The following is an 18,059-nucleotide window of genomic DNA, read 5'->3' as shown; positions in this document are numbered from 1 at the left end:
TGATCAGAGCTACTTGGACTTCAGATCATCCCCGGGAAGGTGCGCCCCTTCACGTCACCCCGCCGAGGACCATCCACAGGTTCTGATCATTGCTCGCGGTACGGCAAGGATCGCGTCTACGTGCGTGACGACGCCGGCGCCGATGTCGGCTGGTGGGACCTCGCAACCGACGAAGCACATCCGACGTCGCCCGACCTTGCGCAGACGCTCGCGGACGCCGTGGCGGGATGGCGCGCTGGCATCGATTCGCCAATGCCGCAGGAGTCCGCGGCGTCGATTAGCCTGAGTCCGGGCCCGCATCTGTCGGAATCGACCATGCCGACACGGCCACATCCAAAGGCCGACGCAGAGGCGGGGTCCGGCAAGACCCCGGACCTGCCGCCTCATCTGGATGCCGTCGACGGCGTGGCCGGCGCATCAGCCGCACGCCAATTCCAGCGGCGCCACGACGCCCGACAGGAGCGCGTGATCACCAATCACCCCAAGATCGGCAAATTCCTTCTGGCCGCCGTCGATGATCCGCAGTCGACGCGAGCCTGGTCGACGGGAGCAGCCGGCGAGGCGTCCCTCGGGGCGATGCTCGGCGAGATGGCCGGGGCGAACCTGCGCGTCCTGCACGACCGCCGCATTCCCAAGACGTCCGCGAACATTGACCACCTCGTCATCTGCCCCAGCGGCGTCTACGTCGTCGACGCCAAGCACTACCCCGGAGCAGGGCCAGAACTCCGCGTCGATGGCGGCATCCTTCGTCCCCGCACCGAACTGTTGATCGTCGGACGCCGCGATCGCACCCACCTGGTTGACGGCATGCACAAGCAGCTCGACCTCGTTAGGGCAGCGCTCTCTGATGCCCCGGAGGTGCCGATACACGGCGTGTTGTGCTTCATTGGCGCCGACTGGCCGCTCATTGGCGGCGCCTTCACTGTCCGCGGTGTTGCCGTGATGTGGCCGAAGAAGCTCAAAGCCCTTCTCGCCACCGCAGGCGACTTGGACGCCGACAGCATCGCCGACCTCCAGCTACGACTCCACGAGGCCTTTCCTCGAGCTAAGTCCTGACAGTTGCGGCTGGACGCACCGCGCGACCCCATCAGCACCCATGTGACGCGGTCCGTGGCACAAGCACGTCCGAAGCCTGGGCCCAGCCGGCAGCACGGACGAGGCAGAGTCCATCATGATCGCGTGCAACGAGGAGCCGAACTATGGCGACATTTGGGGGATTCGCAACGATGCACCCGGAGCAGAACCCCTAGTGGGCAACGCAAGAGGCCGAGTCTTTGCAGACTCGGCCTCTGGTGCGCGAGAGAGGAGTTGAACCTCCACGTCCTTTCGGACACACGGACCTGAACCGTGCGCGTCTGCCATTCCGCCACTCGCGCGAGTGATCTCCCTGGGGAGAACAGCCCGGTTAGGCTAGCACGTCGCCCGGGCTCGCCTCCAATCAGACCACCGACTCAACCGCAGCCAACGGCGTCCGACCTCAGTCCACGACCTTGAAGTGAGGCTAAGAACCCACCCCCGAGGCTGGGCCAAGGCGGGCTGCGGGCTAGGCTAAGGCGACGTCCGGTTTGCTGAGGGAGAGGGTGGACGCTGCCAGTGGGGGTGTTCGACAGCATCGAACGACGACTCGAGGGTGTGGTCTCGGGCGGTTTCGCGCGCGCTTTCAAGGGCGACGTGCAGCCCGTCGAGATCGCCGCGCGCCTGCAGCGCGAGCTGGACGCCGAGGCCCGGCTGCTGTCCCGCGACCGCAAACTGGTCCCGAACGACTTCACGGTCACGCTCAGCCCCCACGACTACGACCGCCTGTTCCCGTACAGCCAGACGATGAACGCCGAAGTCATCCCGCAATTGCGCGAGTACGCCGCCAACGCCGACTACATCTTCAACGGACCCATCACCATCGACTACGTCGTCGACGACAGCCTGCCGACCGGACGCTTCAAGGTGTCCAGCGAGGCCGTCGCCGCCGTGGACGCACCGCCCGCGTTCGGGCTCACTCCGCAGCGCCGCGCGACCCTCGTGCTCGAGGTCAACGGCGTCCGGCACCCGCTCAACCCGCCCGGCTTCGTGATCGGACGCGGCTCCGACGCCGACATCCGGATCAACGACCCGGGCATCTCCCGCGAGCACGCCCGCATCGTCGTCTCCGGACGCGGCCCCGACGCCGTCATCGACATCGAGGACCTCGGCTCCACCAACGGCATCCTGGTCAACGGCCAGCGCGTCCGCTCCGCCACCCTCGCCGAGGGCTCGCGCATCGAGATGGGCAACACTCGCCTGCTGGTCAGGACCCCGGTGGCCGATGTCTGACCTGCTCGTCCTCGGGCTGAGGCTGCTGTTCCTCGCCCTGCTCTGGCTGTTCGTCCTGTTCGCCGTCAACGTGATCCGCACCGACCTGTTCGGACGCCGCGTCCCGGCGTCCGACGTCGTCGCCTGGGACGCCGCCCCGCCGGTCCCCGTCACGCGACCCCGCCGGCGAGCCGGACGCCGCCTGCCGAGCCAGCTCAAGATCACCTCCGGCCCACGGGCCGGCCTCACGGTGCCGCTCGGCGAGGGCATCCTGATCGGCCGGACGCCGGACGCCCTCGACCTGAACGACCAGTTCATGTCGACCACCCACGCGACCATCACCCTCACCCCCACGGGCTACGTCGTCGAGGACCTCGGCTCCACCAATGGCACCCTCCTCAACGAGAGCCGCATCGTCGGCCCCACGCCGCTCACGCGCACCGACACCCTGCGCATTGGCCGCACGACGATGACCGTGGACAAGTGATCGCATGGCTCTCACGTTCCGTACGAGCGCGCACTCAGAGATCGGCCTGGTCCGCAAGAACAACCAAGACTCGGCCTACGTCGCCCCCGCGCTGATCGCAGTCGCCGACGGCATGGGCGGCGCCGCTGCGGGCGATCTGGCCTCCGCCGTCGCCATCACGCACGTCGCCGAGACCGAAGCCGATCTGGGCGCGAAGCTCGCGGCGGCGTCCGTCAAACGCCCCGATGCCGCACCCACCGGCCTGCCCGAGGGACCCGAGGGAGACCTGCTGGCCGTCCTCGCTGACACCCTCGCCAAGACCAACGAGCACCTCGCGACGCTCGTCACCGCGAACCACGACCTCGAAGGCATGGGCTCCACGCTCTGCGTGGTGGCGCTCACGGGCGACAAGGCGGCGATCGTCAACATCGGAGACTCGCGCGCCTACCTGCTGCGCGACGGCGTCCTGAGCCGCGTCAGCCACGACCACTCGTGGGTCCAGGCCCTGGTCGATCAGGGGCGCATCAGCGAAGAGGACGCCCTCGAACACCCCCACCGGTCGCTCATCCTCAAGGTGCTCAACGGCTCGCCGCACCACGAGCCCGACTTCGACCTCATCGACGTCCGGGTCGGCGATCGCTTCCTGGTCTGCTCGGACGGCCTCTGCGGCCTCGTCCCGGACGCCGCCATCGCCGAGCGCATCGGCCTCGCCGACCGGGACGCCACCGTCGACGCCCTCGTCGACCTGGCCCACTCGGCCGGCGGCCACGACAACATCACGATCATCGTCTCCGACGTCGTCGACGGCGAGCCCGAGGGCGGCGTCCATCTGCTCGGCTCGGTCTCGACGACCAAGATTTCGGACGCCGGCGCGCCAGCCGCCACGTCCCCGCGGCTGACCGTCCGAGCTGGACGGCGTCCGAATCGGTCGCCCGAGGTGGTCCGGTACTCGCCGGCGGCCGGGTCGCGCGTCCGGCGCGCGGTCCGCCTCGCGCTCGGGATCCTGGTGCCCGTCGTCCTCATCCTGGGCGGGGCCTTCGGCTGGTACACCTACACCCAGACGCGGTTCTATCTCGGCCCGAACAACACCACGGTGGCCGTCTTCCAGGGCGTCCCCGACCACGTGTTCGGGCAGCCGCTGAACAAGGTGGTCGCCGACGACGGCGTCCAGTTGGCCGATCTTCCGCCGTTCTACCTCGACAAGGTCAAGGGACTCATCCAGGTCGCCGACCTCACCACCGGCCAGGCCCGCCTCGTCGAGTTGAAGGGCATGGCGGCGCGCTGCGTCGCCCAGCGGGCCGCCGCCGCCCGGGCCAGCGAGCAGCCCTCCCCCAGCCCCACGCCCGCCCCGCCGTCGGCTTCGCCGTCGACCCCGGCGGCGTCGCCGTCGACCCCGGCGGCAAGCCCGTCGACGCCCGCAGCCAGCGAGACCCCCACGACCCCGACCACCCCGTCGACCCCCGCGACGCCGGCTCCCCCCGCCTCACCCGAGGACTGCTGATGGACGACGTCGTCGTCTACGAGCGGCGCAGCGTGGCCTCGTTCACCCTCGTGGTGTTCGCGCTGGCGCTGGGCCTCGGCGGCTACGTCCTGGTGGGCCTCAACCAGGACGGGCAGCCCCCCGCCGACTGGCCGCTCGCGGTGGCCGTGTGGGCGGGGCTCGGCCTGGTCTCGTGGGGAGTCGTCCGCTGGCGCCTGCCGTACGCCGACCCGCTGCTGCTGCCCTGCGTTCTGCTGCTCAACGGCCTCGGCATGGCGATGATCTACCGCCTCGACCAGGCGACCAACCCCCCGATGCAGTCCGGACGCCTCCAGCTCGGCTGGGCCGCCGCGGCCGTCGCCGTGATGCTCGCGGTCGTGGTCTTCCTCAAGGACCATCGGCGACTGCAGCGCTACACCTATCTGTGGTTCGTCCTCGGCCTCGGGCTGCTGCTGCTGCCGCTCGTGCCGGGCATCGGCTTCGCCAACCACGGCGCCCGCGTCTGGATCAAGCTCGGCACCTTCAGCTTCCAGCCCGGCGAGGTCGCCAAAATCGTGCTGTCCATCGCCTTCGCCGCCTACCTCACCGAGAAGGGCGACGTGCTGGCCAAGGCCGGACCCCGCCTGCTCGGGCTCACCCTGCCCCGCATGCGCGACCTCGGCCCGATCGCCGTGATGTGGGGCATCAGCATGCTGATCCTGGTCTTCGAGACCGACCTCGGCATGTCGCTGCTGTTCTTCAGCCTGTTCGTCGCGATGGTCTACATCGCCACGCGGCGCTCCAGCTGGGCCATCCTCGGCCTGCTGCTGGTGGGCGTCATGGGCTTCCTCGGCTACACCTACCTCGGCCACGTCCGCGTCCGGTTCCAGGCCTGGCTGCAGCCGTTCTCGAACTACGACCAGAACTGGCAGATCATCAGCGCCCAGTTCGGGTTCGCGTCCGGCGGCCTGCTGGGCACGGGCTGGGGCCTGGGGCGTCCGTACCTGACCCCCATCGCCAAGAGCGACTTCATCGCCGCCGCACTGGGCGAGGAACTGGGGCTCGTCGGGCTCTTCGCGATCCTGCTCGTCTACCTGATCATCGTCGCCCGGGTCCTGCGCGCCGCGCTCATCACGCGCGAAACCTTCGGCGCCCTGCTCGCCGCGGGCCTGGCCTTCGTCTTCGGCCTGCAGGTCTTCATCATCGTCGGCGGCGTCACCCGACTGCTGCCCCTCACCGGCCTGACAACGCCGTTCATGTCCCAGGGCGGCTCGTCGTTGATCTCCAACTACCTGCTGCTCGGACTGCTCCTGACCGTCACCCACCAGGCCCGCAAGCCGCAGGCCCAGATCGAGACCGACGAGTTCAGCTCGCTGCACGACGAGGCCACGACGGCCATTCCGGCCGTCGCCGCTGCGGGCGTTCGGACGCCGACGTCCCCGTCCTCGGCGTCCCCGGCCCCGACCCGGACGCCCCAGGTGACGACCCCCGCCCCGACCGGCCGGGCCTCCGACGTCGACGCACCCACCCAGGCGATCGCACCCCAGGCCCCCTTCGGCGGTGATGCCCCGTGAACAAGGCGATCCGCACCATCTCGGTGGTCATCGTGGTCATGTTCGTCTCGCTGATGGCCAACGCCACCTACGGCTACGTCGCGCGCACGCCCGCGCTCAGCAACGACCCGACCAATCGACGCGTCACCGACGCCGAGTTCGGCACCGACCGCGGGACGATCCTGGTGGGCAACACCCCCATCGCCCTCACCAAGCCGGTGAACGATCGCTACGGCTTCCAGCGCAGCTACCCCCAGGGCGCGCTGTACGCACCGGTCACGGGCTACTACTCGTACCTCTACAAGCGGACGGGCCTCGAGCAGACCCAGAACGCCCAGCTGTCGGGAACCTCCAGCAGCCAGTTCATGCAGCGGCTCGTCGACCTGGCGACGGGCAAGCGCCCCACCGGGGCGACCATCGTCACGACCCTGGACGCCCGCGCCCAGCAGGCCGCCCGGGACGCCCTCGGCAACCGCCCTGGCGCGGTCGTGGCCCTCGACTACAAAACCGGCGCCGTGAAGGCCCTCGTGACCTCGCCGACCTACGACCCCAACCTGCTCGCGACCCACGACCTCGGGGCGTCCAAGGCGTCCTACGACAAGCTGAACGCCGACGCGAGCAAGCCGCTGTCGAACCGGGCGACCCGCGAGATCTTTCCGCCCGGGTCCACGTTCAAGCTCGTCGTGAGCGCCGCCGCGCTGGCGTCCGGCATGACGCCCGACACGATGGTCGACTCGCCGGCGTCCCTGCCGCTACCCGGGACGACGCGTCCGCTGAGCAACTCGGGCGACTGCGGGGGCACCCAGATCACCCTCAAGCAGGCCCTCCAGACGTCCTGCAACACGGCGTACGCGGGCATCGGCATGAAGCTGGGGGCGGACGCCGTCCGCACGCAGGCGGAGAAGTTCGGCTTCGGGCGCTCCGACCTGCTGCCTCAGCTCGGGTCCGCGAAGAGCACCTTCCCGGCGACGCTCGACCAGGCGCAGCTGGCGCAGAGCTCCATCGGGCAGTTCGACGTGGCGGCGTCCCCGCTGCAGATGGCCATGGTCGGGGCCGGCATCGCCAACAACGGCGTCGTCATGCAGCCGTACCTGGTGCAGCAGGTGCGGGCCGCCGACCTGACCGTCCTGGAGACGGCCCAGCCGCAGAAGTTTTCCGAGGCGATGACGGCAGCCAACGCCGCCTCGCTGCAGGACATGATGGTCAACGTGGTGGCCAACGGGACCGGAACCAGGGCGCAGATCAACGGCGTCCGGGTCGGTGGCAAGACCGGCACCGCTTTGACAGACGGCAAGAACGCCCCCTATGCCTGGTTCGTGGCATGGGCGGACAACCCTTCGGTGGCGATCGCGGTGTTCGTTCAGGACGCCGGCGTTGAGGCGAGTGACGTCTCAGGGGGCCGCATCGCGGCACCCATCGCCAAGAGCGTGATAGAGGCAATGCGATGACCGATCAACGGCTATTGGGCGACCGCTACGAGGTCAACGAGGTGCTCGGACGGGGCGGGATGGCCACTGTACGCAGCGCCCGCGACCGGACGTTCGGGCGCGACGTGGCGGTGAAGGAGCTCCGCGCGGACCTGGCCTCCGACCCCACGTTCCAGGAGCGGTTCCGGCGCGAGGCTCAGGCATCCGGCAACCTCAACCACCCCAACATCGTGTCGGTCTACGACACCGGCGAGGCGAAAGACCCCACCAGCGGCGTCTCGGTCCCCTACATCGTCATGGAGCTCGTCAAGGGACGCACCCTGCGCGACATCCTGCGCGACGGGCGTCCGATCCTGCCGCGCCGCGCGCTCGAGTTCACCGTCGGGGTGCTGGACGCCCTCGCCTACAGCCACGCCGCCGGCATCGTCCACCGCGACATCAAGCCGGCGAACGTGATGATCACGACGGCCGGCAACGTCAAGGTCATGGACTTCGGCATCGCCCGAGCGGTCTCCGACACGTCCTCGACGATGACGCAGACCGCGGCGGTCATCGGCACCGCCCAGTACCTGTCGCCCGAGCAGGCCCGCGGCGAGACCGTCGACGCGCGCTCCGACCTGTACTCGACCGGCTGCCTGCTCTACGAACTGCTCGTGGGGCGTCCGCCGTTCACCGGCGACTCGCCGGTGTCGGTCGCGTACCAGCACGTCCGGGAGGCCCCCGTCCCGCCGAGCACGCTCGATCCCGAGGTGACCCCCGGCATGGACGCGGTCGTGCTGCGCGCGCTGGCCAAGTCCCCGGAAGATCGATACCAGACGGCGTCCGAGATGGCGACGGACATTCGCCGCCTCCTCGCGGGCCAGCCGGTGGCGGCCGCCTTGCCCACGGCTGTCACGGCGGCCGCCGTGCCGGTCGCCGCTGCGGCCGAGGGCACGTCCGTGCTCGGCGCCGTCAGCGAGCAGACCGGCAGCCAGACCGTCGTCCTGGGTGGACCGCAGCGGGCCAACACCCCCGAACCCCGCCGCGGACGCTGGCTGTGGCCGGTCCTGATCGGGCTGCTCGTGCTGGCGCTTGCCGGGGCGGGCGCGTTCTTCGTCTTGAACCAGCGCAAGGCCCAGGTCACGGTCCCCAACGTCAAGACCCTGGAGCGCGAGGCCGCGATCCTGCTCCTGCAGGAGAAGAACCTCAACCCGACGCCGAAAGAGGTGCAGGGTCCGAACGACGCCACCGTCGGACGCGTCACCGATCAGGTCCCCGCGGCCGGAGCCACGGTCGATCCGGGGTCGACCGTGACGATCATCGTCAACGTCGGTCCGACCATGTTGCAGCTGCCCTCGTCCGGCATCGTGGGCAATGACCTCGACCTTGTGACCGCCGAGCTGACCAAGGCGGGATTCAAGATCCTGCCCGTCACCGCGGAGACAGAGCCGCCCAACGCGGTGGCGAAACAGATCCTCAGGGTCGAGCCCGCCGAGGGCAGCAAGGTGGCGGCCGGACAGCAGATCGTCCTCTACTACGCCACCGGCCAGGCCAAGGTGCCCGCAGTCGGCAACTACGACAAGGACGTGGCGCTCAAGGCGTGCAAGGACCTCGGCCTCAACGCGGTGCTGGTCGGGCAGCCGTCCCCGCTGCCCGAGAACACGGTCATCCGCACCGACCCGGCCCCGGGCACGCTCATGAAGAAGACCGACAAGCTGACGATCTACTTCGCCACGCCGATGCCGGTCCAGACCCCGACGCAGGTGCCGACGACGGTCGCCCCGACCACGTCGGCGCCGACGACGCCGTCCACCACGCCGACCCCGTAGGGCTACGCCGGCACGTTCATCAAGGGCGTCAGCCCGGACGCCCGCGCGGGGGCGTCCGCGTCGCCGCAGGCGACCAGCCAGTTCGCGAGCAGCTGATGTCCGCACTCGGTGAGCACGGACTCCGGGTGGAACTGCACCGACTCGATCGGCAGCTCGCGGTGCCGGATCGCCATGATCACGCCCGAGTCCGTCCGGGCCGACACCTCGAGGGCGTCCGGGACGGTCTCTGGGTCGAGCGCCAGCGAGTGGTAGCGCGTCGCGGTGAACGGGTTCGGCAGGCCAGCGAAGACGCCGCGTCCGTCATGAAAGACCTCGGACGTCTTGCCGTGGAGCAGCTCGGGGGCGCGTCCGACCACGCCGCCGTAGGCCACCGCGATCGACTGCAGCCCGAGGCAGACGCCGAAGATGGGGAGGCGTCCGGCCTGGTTCTTGACGACGTCGATGCAGACTCCGGCCGCCTCCGGCGTCCCCGGACCGGGCGACAGCAGGACGCCGTCGAAGGCGTCCGGCCAGGACGCATCGGCGAAGCGTGAGTCGTCGTTGCGCCAGACAGCGACCTCGGCGCCCAGCTGGGCCAGGTACTGCACGAGGTTGTAGACGAAGGAGTCGTAGTTGTCGACGACGAGGATCCGGGCCATGGCGCACATGGTAGGCGTCGGGGCGGCGGCGTCCGGACCCGCTACGCTAGCCCGGACGATCCAGCGGTGTGACAGGAGCTAGCAGTGCCCGAGTCGAAGGGACGCAAGGCGGCGGACGACAAGGCCGTCATCAAGCGCAAGAGCGAAGCTGCGGCCAGGCGGTCCGAGAACAAGGCCCGCCAGGCGTCGCTCGAGAGCCCCCCATGGCTCGCGCCGCTGTTCATCGTGGTCGGCCTGCTGGGCGTCCTGTGGCTGGTGCTGTACTACATCGCGGCCGCGTACATCCCGTTCATGGCGGCCCTGGGCGGCTGGAATGTCGTCATCGGCATGGTTCTGATGACCGCGTGCTTCCTCATCGCGACCCAGTGGAAGTAGCCGCGTCCTAGCCGAGCAGGTCCAACGCCGCGCGCAATTGGTCGACCGGCACCTGGCCCGGGGCGGACGCCGTCCCGACCATCGCGAACGTCGCGCAGGAGCCGAAGAGGTGACCCGCGAGGCGCGTCACCACCCCGCCGGACCCCATCGCGATCGTGAAGAACGTCACCTCGGGGTGCAACTGCCGCATCGCCCGGGACGCCGCGAAGACGGTCAGGACGTCGTCCGGGCTCGTCGGGGTCACGGCGATCTTGGACACCGCCATGCCGCGCCGGTGCATGTCGCGCAGCAGCCCGACGATCTCGGACGCCTTCGGTGTCGCCGCGAAGTCATGGTTGGAGCCGATCACCGGGATGCCGCGCGCGTCGGCCGCATCCAGAATCTCGTCGCCGGACGCCGCATCGAACAGGTGCTCGACGTCGACGGCGTCCACCAGGCCTGAGTCGATCAGGGCGACGTTGAGGTCCACATAGTCGGACGCCGCGATCTCGCGGCCGCCTTCGGCCGCGGTCCGGAAGGTGGCGAGCAGGGGCCGTGAGCCGAGGGAGGCGCGGAGTTCGGGAAGGACGCCCAGCACGGCGTCCGGGTGGGCGTCGGAGAACAGGTCCACTCGCCACTCGACGATGTCGATGCCAGGGGTGGCTGCGACGACGCTGGCCTGGGCGAGCAGGTCGTCCGGCGTCGATGCCGTCAGCGGGACGATCACCTTGACCGGGCCGTCACCTAGGTCGACTCGTCCGATCTTCGCGACCATGAGCGCTCCTCTCGAACGGTGCGGCGATTGTTGGCGGAATTGGTCTCGCCACGCGATAGCTCATCCGCCAGCAAGCCGGGTGTCCTCAGCCTTGCGGCTTCAGCAACGGGAACAGGATCGTCTCGCGGATGCCGGCGTCGGTGAAGAGCATGATCAGCCGGTCGATGCCGAGGCCGACGCCGCCCATGGGCGGGGCGCCGAACTCGAGGGCGTTGAGGAAGTCCTCGTCGAGCTGCATCGCCTCGGGGTCGCCGCCCGCCGCCTTCAGCGACTGCTCGGTGAGGCGCTCGCGCTGGATCACCGGGTCGATCAGCTCGGAGAAGCCCGTGCCGCGCTCGAGGCCGCCGATGATGAGGTCCCAGGCTTCGATGAGCCCCGGCTTCGAGCGATGCTCGCGTGCCAGCGGCTGGGCGATCGCCGGGTAGTCGCAGACGAAGGTCGGCTGCAGCAGGTCGGGCTCGACCAGCTCGCCGAACATCTCGACGGCGAGCTTGTCCGCTCCCCACGCCGGGTCGTACTCGACGCCGTGGGCGTCGGCGTCCGACTGCAGCGTGGCGAGCGGGGTCTCGATGGTGACCTCGCGGCCCAGCTTCTCGCTCAGCCCCGTGTAGAGCGGAAGCCAGCGCCACTCGCCATCCAGGTCGATGACGCCCTTGGGGGTCTCGATCTGGCGGCTGCCGACGGCGTCCGCGGCGTCGGTGATGATCTGCTTGAGGCGGTTCGCGACGGTCGTCTGGTCGGCCCAGGCCTCGTAGAACTCCAGCATCGTGAACTCGGCGCTGTGCGTGGAGTCGATGCCCTCGTTGCGGAAGATGCGTCCCATCTCGTAGACCCGCTCGGTGCCGCCGACCATGGCGCGCTTGAGGTACAGCTCGAGGGCGATGCGGAGCGTCATCTGCTGGTTGAAGGCGTTGAGGTGCGTCTTGAACGGACGCGCCGCCGCCCCGCCGTGGATCAGCTGCAGGATCGGCGTCTCGACCTCCAGGTAGCCCTCACGATGCAGGGTCTCGCGGATGGAGCGGGTGATCGCGGCGCGCGTCCGGACCATGGCGCGCGCCGCCTCGCGCACGACCATGTCGGCGTAGCGCTGCCGGACGCGGGTCTCCTCGCTGAGCTCGTTGTGGAGCGTCGGCAGCGGACGAAGGGCCTTGGACGCCAGCGTCCAGCTCTGGGCGTACACCGAAAGCTCGCCGCGCTTGGAGCTGATGACGCGTCCGGTGATCGACACGTAGTCGCCGAGGTCGACGTCGGCCTTCCAGGCGTCCAGGGAGTCCTGCCCGACCTCGCCCAGGCTCAGCATCACCTGCAGGCGCTCGCCCGTGGACGCCTGCCCGAACTGGTCGGCCAGGGTCGCGAAGCAGAGCTTGCCGGTGTTGCGCAGGAAGATCACGCGTCCGACCACGCTGACGACGTCGTCGGTCTCGTGGCCGGCTTCGAGGTGGCCCCAGCCTGCGCGCACGTCCGCCAGCGAGTGGGTGCGCGGGACGGTCACCGGGTACGGGGGCCGCCCCTCGTCCAGCAGCCGGGCGCGCTTGTCGAGGCGCACCTGCATCTGCTCGGACACGCTCGGCTGGGTCGGAGTTGATTCGGTCACCGGGTCAGCCTAATGGGGGTGATCCGCTGGCAGCGCATCACGACAGTCCTTCGACAAGCTCAGGAACCTGAGACGAGTTGGGCTCCGCGCACCATCCGATCCGCACGGACGCCAGTTGAGCAGAGCGAGCCTTGCGCCGCTAGCTGAGCCGAGCGCCGTTGGCTGAGCTTGTCGAAGCCCCGCCGTCCTGACCAGGCCCCGTTGGTTGAGTCGAGCGCCGTCGGCTGAGCTTGTCGAAGCCCCCCGCCGTCCTGACCAAGCACCACTGGCTGAACTCAAACCGCTGGCTGAGCCTGTCGAAGCCCTCAGGCCCTTAGACCAGGACTCCCCCGGACTCGAAGTCGAGCAGCCAGCGCTTACGGTCCAGGCCGCCGGCATAGCCGGTCAACCCGCCGGACGCCCCGACGAGGCGGTGGCACGGGATGATGATGCCGATCGGATTGCGCCCGGTGGCGGCGCCCACGGCGCGCGTCCCTCGCGGATGCCCGATGCGCTCGGCGAGGCGTCCGTAGGTTTCGGTCGTCCCGAACGGAATCTCGCCCAGGGCCGCCCAGACCCCGCGCTGGAAGTCGGTGCCGACCGGCGCGAGCGCGAGGTCGAACTCGGTGCGGGTGCCGGCGAAGTACTCGGCCAGCTGCGCGACGGCGTCCGCTGCGACGGTGTCGTCGCGCTCGCCGAGGTCGGCGTCCGGCTCGGGACCCCACTTCTGATCGGCCATGGCGAGCGCCTGCAGCGCCCCGGAGTCGTTCACGACGAGGGTCAAAGGGCCGAGCGGGCTGTCGACGATGCGGAGTTTCATGGCGTCCTCTCCTGGGGTGGCCGGTTGATCGGGTGGTCAAGCGTCGCCCACAGGTACTGGGCAGCATACGAGCGCCAGGGTCGCCAGCGGCCGACCTCGGGATCGCCGACGGACGCCAGTGCCCGCCGCAGCCCGAGATCGCCGGCCGGGAAGGCGTCCGGGTCGCCCAGTCCGCGCATGGCGATGAGTTCGATGGTCCAGGGCCCGAGGCCCTTCAGCGACGCCAGCGTGCGCCCCGCCTCGTCCCAGTCGGCACCCGGCCCGAGCTCGAGGCGTCCGGACGCCAGGGCGGACGCCAGCGTGACGAGCGCCTCGGCCCGCGCGCGGGGCCCGGGAATCTCGGACGCTTCGAGCGTGGCGACGGCATCCGGGGTGGGAAACAGCCTGGTCAGGTCGCCGGCGGGGTCGATCACGGGCTCACCAAGCCGCTCGACGAGGCGTCCGGTGGTCGTCGCGGCGGCGGCCGTGGAGACCTGCTGGCCCAGGACGATCCGGAGCGCCAGCTCGGACGCGTCCACGGTGCGCGGGATCCGTGCGCCGGGCCCCGCGGCGACGAGCGGCGCCAGGGCCGGGTCCGCACCCAGGGCGGCGTCGACGGCGATCGGGTCGGCGTCCAGATCGAGCAGCCGGCGGCAGCGGCCGATGGCGGGCGTCAGGTCGCGCGGATCGGACAGCCACAGGGTCGCGGCGACGTGGTCCGTCCGAGGCGCGAGCGCGACGATGCCGGGCCCGTGCGGGAGGCGCAGCGTTCGGCGGTAGGCGCCGTCCCGCCACTCCTCAACTCCGGGCACGGCCGTCGCCGCCAGGTGCCCGAACAGCGGCCCGGACGCCAGCGGTGGCCGAAACGCCAGGCGCACGTCGACGCGGCCCAACACGGTTTTCGTCCCTCTCAGACCGCCCGACGACGCCGATTCGCCCGCGGAGCCGCCCTTGAGAGTGCGCAGATTCGGGTTGAGGTCGCGCAGCTGGGTGGGCGTCCGGTCGAATGCCACCTTGATCGCCTCGTTGAACGACCGGATGGACCCAAACCCAGCCGCATAGGCCACGTCGCTGAGCGGCATCGGCGATGTCTCGATCAGGATGCGCGCCGTATGCGCCCGCTGACTACGGGCGATGGCGAGCGGGGAGGCGCCGAGCTCGCCGAGGGTGATCCGCTGCAGCTGCCGCGTGGAGTACCCGAGCCGCGCGGCGACCCCGGGCACCCCCTCGCGTTCGACCACCCCGTCGCCGATCAACCGCATCGCGCGGGCGAGCGCGTCCGCCCGGACGTCCCAGTCGGGGCTCCCGGGCACCGTGTCCGGACGGCAGCGGCGGCAGGCCCGGTAGCCGGCGTCCTGGGCGGCGGCCGCCGAGGGGTAGAAGCTCATGTTCTCTTCGCGTGGCGTCATGGCCGGGCAGGAGGGGCGGCAGTAGATGCGGGTCGTCCGGACGGCGGTGAAGAACTGCCCGTCGAAGCGGGTATCGCGGCTCGCCACGGCTTGCAGGCAGGCCGCTCGGGTTGGAATCACGCCCCTCATCCTTGCCCGGACGCGACTGCAGTACTAGCGGAAATACGACATCGCGTTCTTGCGTGGACCAATCCGAAGACCAATGGTTGACTACGCCCCATGACGAAGGGATACGTCAGCCACGACGCGGTGGCTGGGGACAGGCGTTCGCCTGCCGGGACGCATCCGTGATCGGCATCGTCGTCGTCAGCCACAGTCGCCCGCTCGCCGAAGCGGCGGTCGCGCTGGCCTCCGGCCTGCTGCCCGCCGGCCCCGCGCCCGAGATCGCGGTGGCGGCCGGCACCACCGACGGCGGCTTCGGCACGGACGCGGCGGCCATTTCCGTCGCGATCAAGGCCGTCGACTCGGACGCCGGGGTCCTGGTGCTGCTGGACGGCGGCAGCGCGATCATGAGCGCCGAGCTGGCCGTCCGGTTCCTGGACGCCGACCTGGCCGATCGCGTCGTGATCTCCTCCGGCCCCCTCGTCGAAGGCCTGCTCGCCGCGGTCACCGCGGCCGCCAGCGGCGTCGGTCTGGACGCGGTCGCCGTCGAGGCCCGGCAGGCCCTGGTCGGCAAGGCGCGCCGCCTCAACCCGGACGGTGCAACCTCGGCCACCCCCCTGCGCCTCCAGGCGCCCCGGCCCCAGGCCAAGGCCCGGCCGGTCAGCCTCACCTGGCGGACGCCGGTCAACAACGAGCACGGCCTGCACATCCGCCCGTCGGCGGCGATCGTCACTTCCCTGCGGGGGCTGAACGCGGACGTCCTGATCAGCAACGCCACCACTGGACGCGGCCCCGCCGCCGCCGGCAGCCTCAGCGCCCTGGCGGCCCTCGAGATCCGGCGCGGCCACGTCCTCGAGGCACGCATCACCGGGCCGGACGCCGAGAAGGTCCGCAACATCCTGGCCGACCTCGCCGCCCGCGACTTCGGTGAAACGAGCGGACGCCGCCGCCCGCCCCGCGCCCCGCGTGAGCCCGCGGCGTCCGAGCTGGCCGTCGGGAACGGAGCGACGCCGGCGCCGACGGCGTCCGGAACCCAGATCGTCGTCGGGCCGATCCATCGGCGCACGTCGGTGCCGGCCGTGGACGGCTACCACCCGGGCAGCCCCAAGATCGAGTTCGCGCGCTTCAACGACGCCGTCGAGGAGGTCGAGGACTACCTCGACGCCCTCGCACTGACCCGCACTGCCTCGGCCGGAATCCTGCACGCGCAGGCGCTGCTGGCGTCCGACCGGGAGCTGGCGCACGCCGTGGTCGGACGCATCACCGAGGGCTTCAGCGCCGTCGATGCCGTCGTCGAACACCTGACCGGGCTGGCCCGCGAGCTGGACGCTCTCACCGACCCCTACCTGCGCGAGCGCGCCCAGGACGTGCGCAGCGTCCGGCGGCTGCTTCTGCTCGCCCTGATGCGCAAGCCGCTCGCCGAAGACGACCCCGGCGAGCCGTGCGTCTGGCTCGTCGAAGAGCTGGACGCCGCCACGGCCACCCGGCTCGACCAGCGCCTGTGCCTCGGCGTCATCACCACGACCGGCGGCGCGCACGGGCACGGGGCCCTGACGGCCGAGGCGCGCGGCATCCCGGTGCTGACCGGACGCGAGGACGCGCGCGCGCTCGCCGAGGGACGGCACGTCGCGTTCGACCCGGTGACGCGCGAGCTATGGCTCGACCCGGATCCGACGCTGGTCACCGCTCTCGAGCGCCTCAACGCCGAGCGGATGGAGGCGGCGGCGTCCGCCCTGTCGCGCGCGCACGAACCGGCCTACACCCTCGACGGGCGCCGCGTCCTGGTCGAGGCGAACGTCTCGTCGCTGGCGGACGCCCTCGCGGCCGCCGCGGCCGGGGCCGAGGGCTCAGGGGTGGTCCGGACCGAGATCCTGTTCGCCGCCCGCCGCCAGGCGCCCACGGCGGAGGAACAGGCCGAGGTCTACGTCGCGCTGGGCAAGACCATCGGCGGGCCGCTGTCGATCCGGACCTGGGACGCCGGCGGTGACAAGCCCGTGGCCTTCTTCACCCCGAGCCGCGAGCCCAACCCGGCGCTCGGCGAGCGCGGCATCCGGACGATGCGCAAGGCCCGCGACCTGTTCGCCGAGCAGCTGCGCGGCATCGCGATGGCCGCGCGCGAGACCCCGATTCGGGTGATGTTCCCGATGGTCACGCGTCCCGAGGAGGTGAGCTGGGCCCGCGGCGTCCTGGACGAGGCCCTCGCCGGGCTAGGCCCGGTCGAGTTGCCGGTCGGCATCATGGTCGAGGTGCCCGCGGCGGCGATCCGGGCGGCCGACTTCGCCGGGCTCGTCGACTTCGTCAGCATCGGCACCAACGACCTCGCCCAGTACACCCTGGCCAGCGACCGCACGAACGCGGCCGTGTCGCGGCTATCGTCCCTCGATGACCCCGCCGTCTGGGACCTCATCGAGCTCACCTGCCGCGGTCTGCCCGGCAAACCGATCGCCGTGTGCGGATCGATCGCCAACGAGCCGGACGCCGTCGCCCGGCTCGTCTCGCTGGGGGTGAGCGAGCTCAGCGTGCGGCCGCCGATGGTGGCTCAGATCAAGCAGGCGGTGCGCCAGGTCAGTGAGTGAGCGCTCACTCACTGGTCGATGCCCCCAGTCCGCGCCATCGCCTGTCGCTGGTGGAAGAGGGTCGACCCTTCGACAAGCTCAGGGACCAGAACTCCGTTGGCTGAGCTTGTCGTTGGCTGAGCTTGTCGTTGGCTGAGCTTGTCGAAGCCCCGCCCGACCCCGCGACGCGGTGCGACCACCTCCACGACGCGACGCTGCACCGGGCGCCGTGTCGTTCGATGAGTGAGTGCTCACTCACCTATAGTGTCGCAACGTGAGCCGCGCCCATCCGATGCCGCCTGCCGAGCGCAGGCAGGCGATCCTGGACGCCGTCGTTCCGCTCCTGCTGGCTCATGGACGCGCCGTCAGCACGCGCCAGATCGCGGAGGCGTCCGGGATCGCCGAAGGCACCATCTTTCGGGTGTTCCACTCCAAAGGCGAGCTGATCGACCAAGCCATCGCGCGCGCCCTCGCGCCCGGCGCCGTGATCGACGAGTTGCGCGCGCTGCCGCCGCGCGACGACCTGCGCGCCACGGTCGTCGACATCGTCTCGACGCTGACCGACCACGCCCGTACCACGCATCGCCTGCTGGCGCTGCTCCCCTTGGACGCGGATGCCCTCCCGCACCACGGCCACGACGAGGCGTCCCGGCGCGAGAAGGGCGAGCGCACCCTGGACGCCATCGCCACCGCGATCGCCCCCCATGCCGGACGCCTCGCGACGAGCCCGGAGGCGTCCGCCGGACCCATCCTGGCCATGAGCTTCGGCTCGCTGTTCGCGACGCCGTCCACCGACCCGGACGCCGTCGCCTCCATACTTCTGTACGGCCTCACGAAACCCGAGAAGGGCTGACA

Annotated in this window: 15 protein-coding genes and 1 tRNA gene; 10 read left to right on the top strand and 6 right to left on the bottom strand. The window is 70.6% G+C overall.

The window, feature by feature from the left end:
• Positions 1-120 precede the first annotated feature (120 nt).
• Entirely contained in the window at positions 121-1,056 is a 936-nt protein-coding gene (locus tag FN821_RS12775) for a nuclease-related domain-containing protein (RefSeq protein ID WP_131172937.1), read from the top strand.
• A gap of 234 nt (positions 1,057-1,290) precedes the next feature.
• On the opposite strand, the gene FN821_RS12770 is transcribed toward FN821_RS12775, so the two are convergent.
• Positions 1,291-1,376: transfer RNA gene (locus tag FN821_RS12770), tRNA-Leu, on the bottom strand.
• 217 nt (positions 1,377-1,593) lie between these two features.
• Here FN821_RS12770 and FN821_RS12765 point away from each other — a divergent pair.
• The 6 genes from FN821_RS12765 to pknB are packed head-to-tail and all read left to right on the top strand — an operon-like array spanning position 1,594 to position 8,999.
• Positions 1,594-2,307, top strand: a complete 714-nt coding sequence (locus tag FN821_RS12765; protein ID WP_131172936.1) for an FHA domain-containing protein — start codon at positions 1,594-1,596, stop codon at positions 2,305-2,307.
• On the top strand, positions 2,300-2,773 hold the full coding sequence (locus FN821_RS12760; protein WP_131172935.1) for an FHA domain-containing protein FhaB/FipA: 474 nt from the start codon (positions 2,300-2,302) through the stop codon (positions 2,771-2,773). Before FN821_RS12765 ends, FN821_RS12760 begins: the two co-directional genes overlap by 8 nt.
• 4 nt (positions 2,774-2,777) lie before the next feature.
• Positions 2,778-4,253: a PP2C family protein-serine/threonine phosphatase gene (locus tag FN821_RS12755; RefSeq protein ID WP_131172934.1), complete on the top strand. Its 1,476-nt coding sequence runs from the start codon at positions 2,778-2,780 to the stop codon at positions 4,251-4,253.
• The gene (locus FN821_RS12750) at positions 4,253-5,785 is read left to right on the top strand and encodes an FtsW/RodA/SpoVE family cell cycle protein (protein WP_131172933.1); all 1,533 of its coding nucleotides are present in this window, start codon (positions 4,253-4,255) and stop codon (positions 5,783-5,785) included. Before FN821_RS12755 ends, FN821_RS12750 begins: the two co-directional genes overlap by 1 nt.
• Positions 5,782-7,212, top strand: coding sequence for a peptidoglycan D,D-transpeptidase FtsI family protein (locus FN821_RS12745; protein WP_131172932.1), 1,431 nt, complete (start codon positions 5,782-5,784; stop codon positions 7,210-7,212). Before FN821_RS12750 ends, FN821_RS12745 begins: the two co-directional genes overlap by 4 nt.
• The gene (gene pknB, locus FN821_RS12740; protein ID WP_131172931.1) at positions 7,209-8,999 is read left to right on the top strand and encodes a Stk1 family PASTA domain-containing Ser/Thr kinase; all 1,791 of its coding nucleotides are present in this window, start codon (positions 7,209-7,211) and stop codon (positions 8,997-8,999) included. The genes FN821_RS12745 and pknB overlap by 4 nt, the downstream gene beginning before the upstream one ends.
• A 2-nt stretch (positions 9,000-9,001) precedes the next feature.
• On the opposite strand, the gene FN821_RS12735 is transcribed toward pknB, so the two are convergent.
• Positions 9,002-9,637, bottom strand: coding sequence for an aminodeoxychorismate/anthranilate synthase component II (locus FN821_RS12735; protein WP_131172930.1), 636 nt, complete (start codon positions 9,635-9,637; stop codon positions 9,002-9,004).
• Between the two features lie 84 nt (positions 9,638-9,721).
• Here FN821_RS12735 and FN821_RS12730 point away from each other — a divergent pair, with 84 nt between their 5' ends.
• Entirely contained in the window at positions 9,722-10,012 is a 291-nt protein-coding gene (locus FN821_RS12730) for a cell division protein CrgA (RefSeq protein WP_131172929.1), read from the top strand.
• 7 nt (positions 10,013-10,019) lie between these two features.
• Here the strand turns inward: FN821_RS12730 and aroD are convergent, their stop codons facing one another.
• From aroD to FN821_RS12710, 4 genes are all read right to left on the bottom strand, one after another.
• Positions 10,020-10,766, bottom strand: a complete 747-nt coding sequence (aroD, locus tag FN821_RS12725) for a type I 3-dehydroquinate dehydratase (protein ID WP_131172928.1) — start codon at positions 10,764-10,766, stop codon at positions 10,020-10,022.
• An 85-nt stretch (positions 10,767-10,851) separates the two neighbouring features.
• On the bottom strand, positions 10,852-12,318 hold the full coding sequence (gene lysS, locus FN821_RS12720; RefSeq protein WP_131172943.1) for a lysine--tRNA ligase: 1,467 nt from the start codon (positions 12,316-12,318) through the stop codon (positions 10,852-10,854).
• Positions 12,319-12,673: 355 nt separating this feature from the next.
• A complete protein-coding gene (locus FN821_RS12715) occupies positions 12,674-13,159 on the bottom strand; it encodes a methylated-DNA--[protein]-cysteine S-methyltransferase (RefSeq protein WP_131172927.1) in 486 nt (161 codons plus the stop codon).
• Positions 13,156-14,667: a DNA-3-methyladenine glycosylase 2 gene (locus tag FN821_RS12710; protein ID WP_241660254.1), complete on the bottom strand. Its 1,512-nt coding sequence runs from the start codon at positions 14,665-14,667 to the stop codon at positions 13,156-13,158. The genes FN821_RS12715 and FN821_RS12710 overlap by 4 nt, the downstream gene beginning before the upstream one ends.
• Positions 14,668-14,834: 167 nt before the next feature.
• Between FN821_RS12710 and FN821_RS12705 the strand changes: the two genes are divergently transcribed.
• Together FN821_RS12705 and FN821_RS12700 are read left to right on the top strand one after the other, a co-directional pair.
• Entirely contained in the window at positions 14,835-17,225 is a 2,391-nt protein-coding gene (locus tag FN821_RS12705) for a putative PEP-binding protein (RefSeq protein WP_165489371.1), read from the top strand.
• Positions 17,226-17,478: 253 nt separating this feature from the next.
• Positions 17,479-18,057 carry a TetR/AcrR family transcriptional regulator gene (locus FN821_RS12700; protein WP_241660253.1) on the top strand — a complete coding sequence of 193 codons (579 nt, stop codon included), beginning with the start codon at positions 17,479-17,481 and terminating at the stop codon, positions 18,055-18,057.
• Positions 18,058-18,059: the final 2 nt, after the last annotated feature.

Origin of the sequence: Propioniciclava tarda, assembly GCF_900182665.1 — a bacterium.
Taxonomy (GTDB): Bacteria; Actinomycetota; Actinomycetes; order Propionibacteriales; family Propionibacteriaceae; genus Propioniciclava; species Propioniciclava tarda.
Note: the sequence above shows the minus strand (reverse complement) of the source record. Positions and strands in the feature narration are given on the sequence as shown.

What these genes read in the sequence shown, in the direction of transcription:
- FN821_RS12760 (WP_131172935.1), top strand. Translation starts at nt 2,300, where the DNA reads ATGTCTGACCTGCTCGTCCTCGGGCTGAGGCTGCTGTTCCTCGCCCTG.
- FN821_RS12755 (WP_131172934.1), top strand. Translation starts at nt 2,778, where the DNA reads ATGGCTCTCACGTTCCGTACGAGCGCGCACTCAGAGATCGGCCTGGTC.
- FN821_RS12750 (WP_131172933.1), top strand. Translation starts at nt 4,253, where the DNA reads ATGGACGACGTCGTCGTCTACGAGCGGCGCAGCGTGGCCTCGTTCACC.
- pknB (WP_131172931.1), top strand. Translation starts at nt 7,209, where the DNA reads ATGACCGATCAACGGCTATTGGGCGACCGCTACGAGGTCAACGAGGTG.
- FN821_RS12735 (WP_131172930.1), bottom strand. Translation starts at nt 9,637, where the DNA reads ATGGCCCGGATCCTCGTCGTCGACAACTACGACTCCTTCGTCTACAAC.
- aroD (WP_131172928.1), bottom strand. Translation starts at nt 10,766, where the DNA reads ATGGTCGCGAAGATCGGACGAGTCGACCTAGGTGACGGCCCGGTCAAG.
- lysS (WP_131172943.1), bottom strand. Translation starts at nt 12,318, where the DNA reads ATGCAGGTGCGCCTCGACAAGCGCGCCCGGCTGCTGGACGAGGGGCGG.
- FN821_RS12715 (WP_131172927.1), bottom strand. Translation starts at nt 13,159, where the DNA reads ATGAAACTCCGCATCGTCGACAGCCCGCTCGGCCCTTTGACCCTCGTC.